Origin of the sequence: Blautia faecis (assembly GCF_020554845.1) — a bacterium.
GTDB classification, from domain to species: Bacteria; Bacillota; Clostridia; order Lachnospirales; family Lachnospiraceae; genus Blautia_A; species Blautia_A faecis.
Window position 1 is genome coordinate 150,279 of sequence record NZ_JAJCIA010000005.1, and the last position, 14,273, is coordinate 164,551.

Consider the following 14,273-nt stretch of genomic DNA (forward strand, 5'->3'; position numbering starts at 1 on the left):
TCATTTATAGCACGAATGCGGACAACCCCTGGGAATCGCCACAAACGCAATGTAACTGACTTTCATTTCGCCTAATATCAAAGAACAAATTTATGATAGCAGAAAACTGTACCCACGTCAATTTTGTTCATCTTCTTCCCTGAAAAAGTGCCCAAAAATCTGCCTCACTTTTTTCGGATTTTTCCCATTGAACCACATATTTTTTCGCACTATAATCACATTAAAAAGGAGCGTGATTCAAATGTCAGAAAAGACTACCGATAATAAACTTCCTTACACCTGTACCTCCGCCTACGACCGCAACGCCTGCAAGGGCTGCGTCTGTTCCACCTGCTATGAACAGGAATTCTGCGACAGGTGCAGCAGCTGCGAAAATCAGTCGAAGCGCAAGGAGCGCTGCAATGCTTATGAGGGTGCATACAATTATTAGTCCTCTGTTTTTTGCTCCTCATGCACAAAAAGTCTGAGTACAGATGCCGTTGCAAGTGACATACTATACTCAGACTTTATTATGAAATCATTCTTTCTGCATATTCCTGCAGCAAACTATCAGCATCTGGCTTTTTCTGCCTTTTCCTTCTGTCTCTCATCCCACAGCTGATCTGCTCTCTCTTTCCAGCAGGCTGCATATTTATCACATTTGCCGCAAAGATGCTCTGCACTCTCCGGTGACTGAAGATCAGTGGATTTCGCGCCGGTCTCTGCAACTAATTTACGCAGGATCTCCGGATTCTCCAGCATTGGACATGGACGAAGCATGTTCTCGTTGAAAGGCTGGTTATCATGATAAGCCTGGAAAATCGGGCTCTTCAGTGCGTCCAGAAGAGAAGTATCTTTGATATTGCAGTTTGAATAATGGATGAATACACAAGGCTCCACATCACCATTTGCATTAATATGCAGATAATGTCTTCCACCTGCAATACATCCATGTACAAATTCAGCATCATTCTGGAAATCCAGCGTAAAGATTGCTTTTGTGCTTCTGAATTTACGAATTGCATGATACATTTCTTCTCGCTGGTCCGGTGTCAGAAGAAGCTCCGGTGAAGCATCATTTCCAACTGGCATGTAATGGAAGAACCATGCAAATAATGCACCACAGTCAATCAGCTTGTCAAAATATTCCTCACTGCTTACACTGTCTACGTTCATGCCTGTATAGCAGGTGGAAACTCCAAATGGAAGACCTCTGTCCTTCAACAGTTTCATTGCATGCATAACCTTCTGATAGATTCCCTCTCCACGGCGTCCGTCGTTGGCTTCCTCGGAACCTTCCAGACTGAATGCCGGAACGAAGTTCTTTACTCTTAAGATTTCATCACAGAATTCCTCATCGAAAAGTGTCCCGTTTGAGAAGGAAAGGAACTCACAATCCGGATGCATCTCACAAAGTTTAATAAGATCCTTCTTACGTACAGTAGGTTCACCACCGGTATAAATATACATGTAAACACCAAGCTCTTTACCCTGTCTGATAATGGAGTCAATGGTCTCCAGATCCAGGTTCAGCTTGTGACCATACTCTGCTGCCCAGCATCCTGTGCAATGCAGATTACAGGCACTTGTAGGATCCAGAAGGATTGCCCACGGAACATTGCAATTGTTCTGTGCAGCAACCTCTTCCTGTCTTGCACTTCCCTTTAAGCTGGCATTTACAATAAAGTTCTGGAAAAATACTTTTCGAACACCTGGATCCAGCTGATACAGGTTCATGATCAGCTTATACCAGTTGCTGTCTGTGTCCTGGATTGCATTACGAATGGCATCTCTCTGACCTTTATACCAGTCCTGCGGAGTGAATTTATCTACCAGCTCCATCAGCTTCGGAATGTTTGTCTCCGGATCCTTTTCCAGATATTCTAATGCTTTTGTTACAGCACCTTCCATAGCGGCCTGTTTTGCTTTATCAATCAGTTTCATAATGCTCCTCCTTTAAATTTCTCTGAATTCATCTTCCCAGACTACATTTTCATTCTCACGGATTTTCACAGTGTATACTACCACGCAAAGCTTCAGTATTCCCTCCAGCAGAAATGCCACGCCTGTAAAAACCACAGTCAGCTTTGCACCTCCTGCCGGATCAACAAGAAGAAGCATTCCAAATATTCCGGTTGCTACTGCGATAAGCAAAACTGCCCACCAGAGCTTCAAGCCGAATTTTTTCGCTTCCACTGACATTTGGATCCGAAGCAATGCATCGGTCAGAATCACCAGACCGAAAATCACGAAAATCAGTCTTAGTATGGCTTCCCTTCTCACCAGAATCAGAATTCCAACTGCAATCATGAGAATTCCAAAGCCAAGGTCAAATTGAAAAGCCAGACAGTAAAAATCTCTGGAAAAATATCCGATTATTTTTATAATTCCATCTGCAATAAACAGAATTCCTGCAAGAACACAAATTATTTTCACGGCTTTTTCCGGAACAGCCATCAAAAAAATTCCCAAAGCACAGAAAACAACTGCTATCACTATATATCCATTTCGTGCTATTTTCAAAGTTCCTGACGAATTCATTCTGATTCTCCTTTCTGCTTTTCATGGATTTATTATAGTAAGATAAATTTCAAAAAGGAACGGACAAAAAAAGGACTGTGTCTGAAATTCAGACACAATCCTGTATTTGCCTAAAAGCTTACCGCATTTCCATTCTCCGAGGAAAAAAGCAGATTTATAAATTCCCTATACGATTTTCAGATAAGCAGGTTTGGTTCCTGCCGCCTTTTCCAATGTTTTCTCAAAAGTATTTTCATAGAGTTCACGCAGCTTCCCTGCATATTCTGTCAGATCATAAGACATCCTGTGATCCATCCAGTCCAGAATCACTCCGATCATTACACATTTATAAAAATGCATGAGCACCTTCATATCTTCTTTTTCCATAATTTCTTCTTTAAAATTATGTACGATATACTGCTTTATAACATACTGGCACATTTTATCCAGTGCACTGGTAAACGTTTCTCTCTGCACGGAACAGTAAATATGGAGCATGGCCTTCTTGTTCTCTCCGATCAGCTTCACCAGTACCTCAAGGCATTCCAGCATAGAATCCACTTCCACCGGATGTTCAAAAGCGTTGTCTACTTCCCGAAGAAGAGCTGATTCCACAACATCAGAAATATCGCGGAAATGATAATAGAAAGTATTCCGGTTCACACCGCAGCGCTCCACAATATCCTTCACTGTAATTTTCGCAAGAGGTTTCTCATTAAGCAGTTCAAACAAAGTCCTGATAATAATTTCTTTCGTAAAACCAGACATTTTCTCACCTGTCATCTTGAAATGAAGCCGTAAAAAAGCCTAATCGGCTATGTTTCCGGCTTGTTAAGTTATTATCACAGATTATGCCACAAACCAATTTAAAATGCAAGGACAACGCGCCCTTGCATTTACATTAATTTCCCCTGTTCTGATAAAACATCAATTTCTGGAACTGATTCATTTCTTCGGATACGTCCCGGACAGCTCCATAAAACATTTTATGTCCATCCTGTTCTCTCAGGAAAAATGCTTTGATATTTATCCATATATACTGACCGTCTTCTCTTCTGCGGCGCACAGTTCCCTCTGCACCTTCAGCCAGTCTCTGGAAAGACCGTTGGAAAATATTCTGCATTTTTTTCCTGTCATCCGGGTGTATTGCCTCCATAACCTGAACATTCTCTGCCAGATCCACAGGATCCTGTCCAACCAGCAGACAGTATTTATCATTTACCTGCAGCAATTCTACATTATTACAATATACATCATAAATGGCAATTGGTCCAAGAATATTATTCAGTATGCTGTCACTTGCCAGCTCAGACTGAAACAGATCCTTGAAACGTACATGCTCAATTTTTCGTGCCTGAATCCCCCGGTAATCCACATTATTCTCATCATTGAGAAGTACTTTTATTTCTTCAACCGGAAGAGGCTTGTAGAAGAAATAACCCTGGCCATAAATACAGCCCATATTCAGCAGATAATTGATCTGGTCTTCCGTCTCAACGCCCTCTGCGATCATGCGAAGTCCCATAATATTTGCCATTCTGGTAACAGCCTCAAGAATTCCCATTCCCTTGTCCATGGTATTCTCATCCATTTTCAGGAACTTCATGTCAATCTTCAGAACGTCTACATTTACATCCTTCAGCATATTCAAAGAAGAATATCCGCTTCCAAAATCATCCATCAGAACGGTAAAGCCTGCATTTCGCAGTGCCTCTGCCACACCGGTAATCACCTTATATTCTTCTACATAAGCACTTTCTGTAATCTCCAGCTCTACATATTCCGGCGGAAGCCCATATTTGCGAACCAGATTTTTAAAATGCTCTACTACATCAATTGCATAAATATCCACACTGGATACATTGACAGAAATAGGAATTACCTTGTGTCCGCTTTTTATCCAGTCCTGCAGCGTCTGGCAAACCTGCTCCCACACCTTCATGTCCAGTTCTGTGATCAGTCCGTTACTCTCCATAACCGGAATAAAATATCCAGGTGCCACAATTCCCTTCTCAGGATGCTTCCAGCGCACCAGAGATTCCAGTCCGACGATCTTACCTGTGTTCAGATTACATTTCGGCTGAAGATAGTAGATAAACTCATCTCTTTCCAGACCGGCCTGCACTTCAGCAAGGAGCACATGATTATTCTCCAGGCGTGTCTTCATATCTGAGCTGTAATAAGCACAGCGTACAGCATAATTTCCCTTTACTGTCTCCTGCGCAAGAATTGCCCGGTCATACATCTGTGAAGCACTGAGACTGATATCATCAATTACATAAAAACCAAAAGCAGGAAGGAATCCGGTATGTCCACCGTATGCACGCACAAATCCGGTAATACGGCATTTCAGATTTTCGAGAACTTTTTCATCATTTGGAAGAACAATTACAAAGTCATCCCCACCCATATATCCGGCAATCCCGCCAAATTCCTGACGCATTTTATTAAGATGCGCCCCGATTTCTCTCAGGAGCTTGTCTCCTGCCACCTGACCATACCATTCGTTAAAAAGCTTAAAATGTTCAATATCAATGGCTACCAGACAGTATTTCCCTGCCGCAGCTTCATTTATTCTGAGAAAGGTTTCTGTCTGTGTAAAAAAAGGAATTCTGGCAAATAAACCTGTAAGCTTATTCTTCTCCGTCTTGCCCGGGTTTCTCCGTTCCAGGATCTCCTTCTTCATATTTACAAAACGGCAAAGATTATCCATATCTTCCTCGTAAATATCCTTTGCCAAAATTACATGACAGTTCCTTGCTCCCGGCCACTCGACCTCTCCGGCATTGATTTTCAGCCATTTCCTCTGATCTTCATTATAGAATAAATCGGTCTTCCGGTTCGGATGTGCCAACGGGCAATTACGACAGGGCTTCTCTCTTCCCCGAAACTTCTCATAACAGATCTCTCCGGGCTCAAAATCCGAAAACTGTTTCATCAGTGCTTTACTCATATACTGAATTCGATATGACTCATCTACTATGTATGTAATTGTCTCAGTTCTCTTCTCCTGTCTCATACGCGTCCTTTTCCATTTCTGAATGTAAATCCAACGATTAAAACTATTAAAAATATTATAAGCTATTCCTTTTCAATACGCAACAGGTCAACTCGCGAAAGTTTTTCTGTTTTTTTTAGGCATAATGACACATATTACGATAAAGCTAAGAAATACTCCCGCCAGAAAACAATAGAATCTATTGGCTGGCTGGATGAATTGGAAAAACAGTATGATGACCCTATTGCTCACTTTCAAAAAAGAGTGGAGCAGCTAAAAGCTGACAAAAGCCGACAATATTGTTGCATTTAGCGGGGCTTTCTTTTACACTTATATTTATCGGACAAGTACGTTTTTACACAGTGCAGTGTATCCATAAGCTTACGTACAATATTTTCATAAGAATATCTTAAGATTTTACCCCTTTCATCTTAAATTTTGTCTGATACCTTATATATTACAGGGGAGGTGAAAAAGAAAATGGCAACAATTCTTGTATGTGATGATGATAAAGATATTGTAGAAGCCATCAGCATTTATCTGGAACAGGAAGGTCACCAGATTCTAAAGGCTTACGATGGACAACAGGCACTTTTGGTTTTACAGAAAAATGAGGTAGATCTGTTGATCATCGACGTAATGATGCCGAAGCTGGATGGCATCAGGGCAACTTTGAAAATCAGGGAGGAACATTCTCTTCCTATTATTATTCTTTCAGCAAAGTCCGAGGATGCAGATAAAATTCTTGGATTGAATGTTGGAGCTGACGATTACGTAACCAAGCCCTTTAGTCCTTTAGAGCTGATTGCCAGGGTTCGTTCCCAGCTTCGAAGATATACCCAGCTGGGTGCAGCGGTTTCCTGTGAAAGTCAGCATATTTATACAACCGGCGGGCTGACGGTGAATGACGATCAGAAAGAAGTTCAGGTGGATGGCGAAACCCTGAGGCTTACGCCAATTGAATATAATATTCTGCTTCTTCTCATAAAGAATCAGGGCCGGGTATTTTCCATCAATCAAATTTATGAAAATATCTGGAATGAAGAAGCAATTGCGGCAGATAACACAATTGCCGTGCATATCCGGCATATCCGGGAAAAGATTGAGATCAATCCCAAGGAGCCCAGGTATTTAAAAGTTGTCTGGGGACTTGGATATAAAATTGAAAAGCTTTGATTAAAAGTATTTGAAAGATTCGCTATTGAATATGCCAAATGGCGTTACCAATACGATAAGCAGCACATTATCAAGAAAGGGATTAATCATATGGAAAAGAAAAAATGGCACCGCAGCCCTGGTATCAAAGGGCTTTTGCTCCTATTTCAATATATTTTTCTGGGAGCTGTAATCTTCTCAGGTTTATTTTTAATTACCTCTTTGGCACATGGTCTGAGGCTTTCTGATTCCGGGAAAGATTATCTGGATTCCACGGCATTTGCCAATACCCTCTACGACGCAGCCTATGACGTGATGTACGGAATTTCTGTTACATTTCCCTATACTAATGTATCCTGGAAAGGCCTTGCCCAAAATGAAGCTTCCCAGTCATCTGACAAAAATGCCTCATCTGAGGCTCACGCTTCTTTAAATCAGACATCTGCATCCCAAGTAGTTGATCTTAATGAAATTGCCAACGATGAAGAAATCTCTTTTCAAAACACCTCCGGTCTGGCCTATTCAGTTTCAGACCTGGAAAAATGGGCGCAGGACTTTGATACCTCCAGTGGAAATCCCATTGTGATCTGCCACCAGGCTTCTTCTGCCGGCGAGTCACTTTCCCGGCATTATTATTATGTTCAGGATTTTCTGGAAAAAATTGACAGCGGAGAACTGGATTTTTCTGTGGATATGGAGTATTACGGATTCAGTGACTCTGCAACTGAAATAGCATCCTACGATGAAAATCTCAAACAGCTTATCGAAGACATCAAAGACGACATGCAATATGGTGTAATGGATGATCTTTCCGGCATTCAGATCACATCCGGGGGCGGCAAAGTGCTCTATGATTCCATCTCCCTCTATGATGGATATTATGAACCAACAGAGGCTTATCCGCCCCAAGGCGCAGACAGCATTCTGGATGTTCTAAATTCCAATGCCAAATGGAACGACCGCATAGATGAGGCTTTCGAATCTCTTTACAGCCTTCTTTCCAGAACTGACTTTTATATCCAGCAGGAGCAGATTCTGAAAAATTATTCCCAGGGTCACTCCAACATGAGTTACATTTACATTAACGAGGATGACGGACAGGTTATTTCCAATAACAGCAAGCTGAAAGCCCAGCTGGGCTATACCTTGGAACGCAGTGTAACACACGCTGATTCAGCCATAGAAAATCCTACAGCTGACAATATGGGGGGCACCATCGATTATTGCACAAAACTGACAGATCTTTTAAAATCTATAAATGGTATTTCCTATGTTCTTATCCAATATCAACCAGATGGATTTACCAGCAACCTGGCAGGGCTCAGGAAATACAATACTTTCCCCGGAAACAATGTTACCTGCGACTCCTGGAAGGAGGTGGCAAACTCCCTGCTGCCAGCAGTAAACAGCAATTTCATCTTTGCCGCCTATGTGGATCAGGCATTTCCTGTTTCCGATACCTTTGCCACTGACAAAACATTTTTTGAAAACTATTCCAGATATCAGAAGCCGGTATTTCTTTTCTTCCTGCTGTGCGGCTTTCTTTTCCTGGCTGCGTTTGTATGGCTAACAGCAATTGCCGGAAGAAAAAACAGCGACCAAAAGCTGCACCTTTGCTTTTTTGACCGCTGGCCAACCGAGCTTTCTGCAGGACTGATTCTGCTTGCATGGTTTCCTGTCCTGATATTCCTTTTACAATGCCTGTCCTTTGCAGACTATCAGACTGACCGACTGCGTGCCACATCGCTCCTTGATGTGAGTCTGTTGCTGAAGCTTATGATTCTGGGGCTTTACACTTTATTCTGGTTCCAGATTGGCTACCTTAGCCTGGTACGGCGGATCAAGGCAAAGCAGCTCTGGAAAAACAGCATCCTGCGCCGTCTTCTTGTCCTGACCTCCAGACTGATTCATTCAGCCAGTCACAAGCTTCACGCCCTTGCTGATCTCTACTCCAGAAACACTGCTGCCAGACTGAAAGCAACCTTCGCTTTTCTTTGCTTTCTTTTCATCAAATATATAATCTGCGGTCCCTTACTTGGCAGCATGCAGCTGTTCTTTTTCTTCAGCTGTCTGGCTGATCTTTTGATACTGCTATATGTCATTACAAAAGCCTGCAGCAGAGAACAGATCATAAAAGGACTGAGAGAAATTTCCAATGGAAACCTGCAATATAAAATTCCTCTGGAACGGCTTTGGGGCGATGATAAACATATTGCAGAATATATTAATAACATTGGAAGCGGTCTTGACGCAGCCGTAGAAAACAGTGTGAAAAATGAGCGAATGAAAACCGAGCTGATCACCAACGTTTCCCACGATCTGAAGACCCCACTGACTTCCATTATCAGCTACGTTGATCTTCTGAAACGTGAGAATTTTACAGATCCTAAGGTTCTGGAATATCTGGATATTCTGGAAGCCAAGGCAGCCCGGCTGAAAGTACTCACAGAGGATGTGGTAGAAGCCTCCAAGGCCAGCACCGGAAATCTGACACTGAACATGAATAATCTTGATTTCGTAGAAATGCTCCATCAGGTAATCGGAGAGTTCGAGGAGCGTTTCGAAGAACACCATCTTACCATGATAGTACATTTTCCAGATGTGCCTTCTGTAATCTATGCGGATGGCCAGCGGCTGTGGCGTGTTTTGGAAAATATTTTCGGAAATGTAACAAAATATGCCATGGAAGACACCCGGGTTTACGCGGAAGTAATGAACGCCCACGGTCAGGTGGTTTTCACCCTGAAAAATATTTCCGCCCAGCCGTTAAATTTCGCTGCCGAGGAACTTACCGAGCGTTTCGTCCGCGGTGACGTAGCCCGTGGCACCGAGGGAAGCGGGCTTGGACTTAGCATCGCCAAAAGTCTTACTGAGCTCCAGGGCGGCAAATTCCAGCTTTACCTGGATGGGGATTTATTCAAAGTGACTATCACCTTCCAGGCGCAGAATTCCAAGTGCACTGACGCAGAAGTCCCTGCTCAGCCCAAACCGGAAGCGAGATGATTTTTATCATATGCAGCTATAAAAATAGCAGCAGGAGTAAGCGATTAGTTTACTTCTGCTGCTGTTTTGCAATTAATATTCCAGTCTCGGCATACTCTTAAATTTCTCAAACTCTCCAATGGTAAACATGGAAAGAGCAATGCTTGGAAGTACACTGGACATGCCTGCATTGTTCGCTTTGTACAGCATCGGGAACCACTGGAGGCGGAAACCAAGGCTGTAGCTAAGAGCAAGAGCAAATACGTAAGACGGCACCGACACACCGATTACCGATATGACCGTGGCCAGCGAATCCCATATGGTGTTATATTTCAGGGCTGCCAATAGTCCCAGTAGCAGTCCTACTATCGCTCCGATGATAACGGCAAGTCCTCCGATTCCAATAGAAATTGGAAGTCTTGTCTGAATCATCTGGGAAATAGGAGTGTTCTTGGAAATATTGTAGCTGACACCAAGATCACCTTTTAACATATTTTTTGCGTAGTTCACAAACTGGACAGCTACTGGCTGATCCAGACCGTACTTTACATACAGCGCTTCACGCAGGGCAGGTGTGTTTATGCGGCGGACATTCCATCAAAAATTTGGAATAGAAAACCCCAGTGCTGCAACACTGGGGTTTTCGTTTGTAGTTGAACTACATGGATTTTTCACATCTCTTTGCCCATTGGCATTATAGCATATGTTTTTTTCTTTTCAATATGCATTTTATAATTAAATGTAACTGTTCAGTACCTTCACAGTTACACGCTCCGCGATGCACAGAAATCATGCTTTGCATGATTTCGCGCCGCAATTCTCGGATTTTCTGTGAACTACGTTTACAAAAAACACCTGGCGGAATACTGCCTTCTGAATAGTTACAATTAAATTACATAATCATCTGCGCTTGCAGCCTGCCAGTCAAGAAGGTCTCCTAATGTAATATTATCTACCACTTCATTGATAGCATCATCAATCTTCTTCCAGAGGATACGTGTGACGCATGCATCACCTTTCTCGCAGCCGCCTCCGTCTGGTGCGACACAGTCTACCGGTGACAGACAGCCTTCTGTCAGTCTGAGGATCATGCCTACTGTGTACTCTTCTGGTCTTCGCTGCAGGGAGTAACCGCCCTGTGGTCCGCGGACACTCTTCACATATCCAGCCTTATTTAATACAGAAATGATCTGCTCCAGATATTTCTCAGAAATCTCCTGTCTGCGCGCTACATCCTTTAACCTGATCGGCTCTCCATTGTCATTGGTAGCCAGATCAAGCATTAACTTTATTGCATATCTACCCTTAGTGGATATTCTCATCTTCATTCCTCCTGCTCTGTGATTCTGCAAATGCAAAATCACTCTACAGAAGATTATACCTTCTAATTCCTATTATTTCAATAGGAAATTACCTTTTTATTCGCAGATAATCCAGTATTCCGGAAATAGTTATCGTCTGCGCATGAGCCGCTGCGCGAACTGATAAGCCGGTTCGCAATGTGAACTTTTTCTCACTCTCTGATGTTCCCTCATAAATTACCGGAACTGCTGTGTCGTCATAAGGCTGTCAAGAGTTTCAACTGCCTGATCATTCTGGATGATTTTAAACGTGACATCCTTTTCCCCATCAATTGGCGGGTAATAACAGCAGTCCCTAAAATTCTAATTTTTCTCATATCGTTTCCTTTCCCGAGCTAGAGCGTGTCGATTGCAGAAATATGCTGAAAAAAGAATCGCAATTTACCTGTCTTTCCCTTATAATAATGCTGATAATAAAATGCTTTATCAAACAAGTATCATTTAAAAAGCACTTGAAAAACAGGAGAAAACGAAATGAGTAACCGAATTGAAATAACAGATTTCACTGCCCCGGAGCTGGATGTTTACGCCAGAATTCCGGAGGTGCAGCTTCTACGATTCTATGAGCCCAAACCAGGACTTTTTATCGCAGAAAGCCCAAAGGTAATCCAACGCGCGGCCAATGCCGGATATCAGCCGGTTTCTTTTTTAGTTCAACACAAGGATCTGGAAAAAGAAGGAAAAGAATTGTTACAAAAGTTCCCGGGAATTCCGGTTTATACAGCAGATTATGAGGTACTTGTAAAGCTTACAGGCTTTGCACTTACCCGTGGAATGCTTTGTGCCATGACTCGCCGGGACCTTCCCTCTGTGGAAGATATCTGCAAAAATGCCCGCCGTATCGCCATTCTGGAAAATGTAGTGAACCCAACCAATATCGGAGCCATTTTTCGTTCAGCTGCCGCGCTTCATATGGATGCGGTTCTTCTCACCCCAGGCTGTTGTGATCCTCTTTACCGCAGAGCCACCCGGGTAAGTATGGGTACTGTTTTTCAGATTCCATGGACTTATTTTCATAAAAAAGTGTCCTGGCCGGAAGCTGGAATGGAGCAGCTTCGCTCTCTCGGATTTAAAACTGTAGCAATGGCTCTTCGGAACGATTCCATCAGCATTGACGCCCCAGCCCTTCAAGCCGAAGAAAAACTGGCGATTATCCTTGGAGCTGAAGGAGACGGACTGGTGGATGCAACCATCACCGGCTGCGATTACACCGTAAAAATCCCCATGTCCCATGAAGTGGATTCCCTGAATGTAGCTGCCGCAAGTGCTGTGGCTTTCTGGGAACTTGGAAAAAGGTGAGGGAATGCTTCCTCACCTTTTCCAGAGCGTGTTTAAACAGGTTCTAAGACTCCAGCATTTTCACCAGACATTCCTTTTTATAAAATGAGATTCCATAACAAAAGATATCTTTATACCTGTCCTTATAATCCTCTGCATACTTTCTCTCTTTCATCTGCGCCAGTGCTTTATCACAATCTTTATTTAACTGTTTCATGCTTTGCGAATATTTTACTTCGAAAATCGCTACCTTTCCATTGGCTTTATCAATAATCACAAGATCTGGTCTTCCCAATCCATGCTCTTTGTTCGATTCAATCTGTTCACCATCTCCCATAAAAATGCCTGTGAGAAACGCATGATAGAAGTCTTCTTTATAATCATGATAACTGATGGTATTCCACAGCAATAGATTCATTTCTCTGGTTATAATTTCTGGTTTTTGATTCCAGAGAGCCTGAAAAATCGCTGTTCGATTCCATTTTTTCACACTGTCAGCAAACCACTTCATTACCGTAGTTTCAAAAATTTCTCTTATTTCCGCATTTGGTATCTTTAATGCTTTGGTATCCGGTGAAAATGCAGTTTTCCCTTCTGAAATCCGCGCTTCTGTCAGATAACCAGTCATGTAAAGAATACTCCAAAGATTACTTTCGGATGAATGCAAATAATCATAAGTCAGGTTCTCATCAATATCCTGAAGAATATATCCACCAGAAAGCAATGTTTCCATTTTGTCCGTAATGCTATTGCCTGCAAAATCGATGAAAGAGCGGATAATTGCGTTGTCACTGGTATTTTTCCAATAACTGACTGGCTGCGCTTTGGGATTTCTCTGAAGTTCCCGCAAATAATTCATAACATCCCACGGGCAGTACACATCAATTTCTCCCATATGATATCCATCGTACCATTCCTTCATCTGCTTTGCATACTGCACTGTCCCTGTATCTTCCAGGATTTTGTTGACCTCCTGCTGGGTAAATCCGAAATATTCATTGAATCCGGTATTTGCAATCGTATCTGTAACAAAGTTATTTGTCCCTGTAAAAATGCTCTCTTTTGCAATCTGCAAACAGCCTGTGATAACAGCAAATTTCAATGAAGTATTATCTTTTAATGCAGTACTCATCATACCTCTGATAATTTCCAGCATTTGCTGGTAATATCCTTTGCTGCTGGCTTTTGCTATAGGAACGTCATATTCATCTATAAGCAAAATCATCTGCTTATGGTAATAATTCTCGAGCAGACGCATAAGCAGACTAAGAGATCTGATAACCAAAATTTTGCTTCCCTCACCAGATTTCAGAAGTTTAAAGCGCTTACGATCTTCTTCATCAATTTCTTCGCTTTCCAGCAAAAAACTGTATTTCTGATACAAATCAGAGATGGTAAATACCAGCTGGTCATACGCACTTGCAAAATCAAGTCCATCTATATCTTTAAATGTCAAAAAAATAGTAGGCCACTTATTCAACCATTTTTCACAAAGCTCGTGATTTCTTGAAATTTCAAGCCCTTCGAATAATTTCTGACTCTCATTTCGAACATTAAAGAAATAGTAGAGCATGCTCATGCCCAATGTTTTCCCAAATCGTCTCGGTCTGGTAATCAATGTTACTTTCGCTGCACCATCGGTTAGGAGTTCAGATATGAAACCGCTTTTATCAATATAATAGTTATTATTCTCACGTATCTCTTTAAAATCAGAGATACCTACTGGAATATTAGGATTTCCCATATGCCCTTCCTTCCTAAACAGATATTTTTTATATAAACATGATAACACAGCAGTATAGTTTCAGCAAATAAAAAAACGATAACCAAATGGTTACCGTCTCATTTACTGTATCTTCAAAACTACATACATGTTACATCCTAATGGAATCATTTTACCTCTGCGTGAGTCCGGCAGCCGCTTTGCAGCCGTCTTTCTCATTTCTTGGTCAAGCCCTCACCCTATTAGTAACAGTCAGCTCCGTGTGTTACCACACTTC

General features: G+C 42.1%; 11 protein-coding genes. 4 read left to right on the forward strand and 7 right to left on the reverse strand.

Translation table 11 applies throughout. The features are described 5' to 3' along the window. The first annotated feature begins 241 nt into the window (after nucleotides 1–241). Nucleotides 242–430: a hypothetical protein gene (locus tag LIZ66_RS04385; protein ID WP_118582078.1), complete on the forward strand. Its 189-nt coding sequence runs from the start codon at nucleotides 242–244 to the stop codon at nucleotides 428–430. Between the two features lie 119 nt (nucleotides 431–549). Here the strand turns inward: LIZ66_RS04385 and LIZ66_RS04390 are convergent, their stop codons facing one another. The 4 genes from LIZ66_RS04390 to LIZ66_RS04405 form a co-directional block, all read right to left on the reverse strand. Continuing rightward, nucleotides 550–1,923: a radical SAM/SPASM domain-containing protein gene (locus LIZ66_RS04390; protein ID WP_118582075.1), complete on the reverse strand. Its 1,374-nt coding sequence runs from the start codon at nucleotides 1,921–1,923 to the stop codon at nucleotides 550–552. 12 nt (nucleotides 1,924–1,935) lie between these two features. Then, the gene (locus LIZ66_RS04395) at nucleotides 1,936–2,520 is read right to left on the reverse strand and encodes an HdeD family acid-resistance protein (RefSeq protein ID WP_195380081.1); all 585 of its coding nucleotides are present in this window, start codon (nucleotides 2,518–2,520) and stop codon (nucleotides 1,936–1,938) included. 165 nt (nucleotides 2,521–2,685) lie between these two features. Further along, nucleotides 2,686–3,267 carry a TetR/AcrR family transcriptional regulator gene (locus tag LIZ66_RS04400; protein ID WP_215659916.1) on the reverse strand — a complete coding sequence of 194 codons (582 nt, stop codon included), beginning with the start codon at nucleotides 3,265–3,267 and terminating at the stop codon, nucleotides 2,686–2,688. A 133-nt stretch (nucleotides 3,268–3,400) separates the two neighbouring features. Beyond that, nucleotides 3,401–5,518 carry an EAL domain-containing protein gene (locus LIZ66_RS04405; RefSeq protein WP_215659914.1) on the reverse strand — a complete coding sequence of 706 codons (2,118 nt, stop codon included), beginning with the start codon at nucleotides 5,516–5,518 and terminating at the stop codon, nucleotides 3,401–3,403. A 459-nt stretch (nucleotides 5,519–5,977) separates the two neighbouring features. Between LIZ66_RS04405 and LIZ66_RS04410 the strand changes: the two genes are divergently transcribed. Together LIZ66_RS04410 and LIZ66_RS04415 are read left to right on the forward strand one after the other, a co-directional pair. Then, nucleotides 5,978–6,673, forward strand: coding sequence for a response regulator transcription factor (locus LIZ66_RS04410; RefSeq protein WP_148460991.1), 696 nt, complete (start codon nucleotides 5,978–5,980; stop codon nucleotides 6,671–6,673). Nucleotides 6,674–6,763: 90 nt separating this feature from the next. Next, a complete protein-coding gene (locus LIZ66_RS04415; protein ID WP_227198922.1) occupies nucleotides 6,764–9,655 on the forward strand; it encodes a sensor histidine kinase in 2,892 nt (963 codons plus the stop codon). A 72-nt stretch (nucleotides 9,656–9,727) separates the two neighbouring features. Here the strand turns inward: LIZ66_RS04415 and LIZ66_RS04420 are convergent, their stop codons facing one another. Both LIZ66_RS04420 and LIZ66_RS04425 read right to left on the reverse strand, forming a co-directional pair. Next, nucleotides 9,728–10,144: an ABC transporter permease family protein gene (locus LIZ66_RS04420; protein ID WP_227198921.1), complete on the reverse strand. Its 417-nt coding sequence runs from the start codon at nucleotides 10,142–10,144 to the stop codon at nucleotides 9,728–9,730. A 377-nt stretch (nucleotides 10,145–10,521) separates the two neighbouring features. Then, nucleotides 10,522–10,956: an RrF2 family transcriptional regulator gene (locus LIZ66_RS04425; protein ID WP_148460989.1), complete on the reverse strand. Its 435-nt coding sequence runs from the start codon at nucleotides 10,954–10,956 to the stop codon at nucleotides 10,522–10,524. Between the two features lie 513 nt (nucleotides 10,957–11,469). Here LIZ66_RS04425 and LIZ66_RS04430 point away from each other — a divergent pair. Then, a complete protein-coding gene (locus tag LIZ66_RS04430) occupies nucleotides 11,470–12,294 on the forward strand; it encodes a TrmH family RNA methyltransferase (protein WP_148460988.1) in 825 nt (274 codons plus the stop codon). A 43-nt stretch (nucleotides 12,295–12,337) separates the two neighbouring features. Here the strand turns inward: LIZ66_RS04430 and LIZ66_RS04435 are convergent, their stop codons facing one another. Continuing rightward, nucleotides 12,338–14,017 (reverse strand): AAA family ATPase, encoded by a 1,680-nt coding sequence (locus LIZ66_RS04435; protein WP_148460987.1) that lies wholly within the window; start codon nucleotides 14,015–14,017, stop codon nucleotides 12,338–12,340. Nucleotides 14,018–14,273 lie beyond the last annotated feature (256 nt).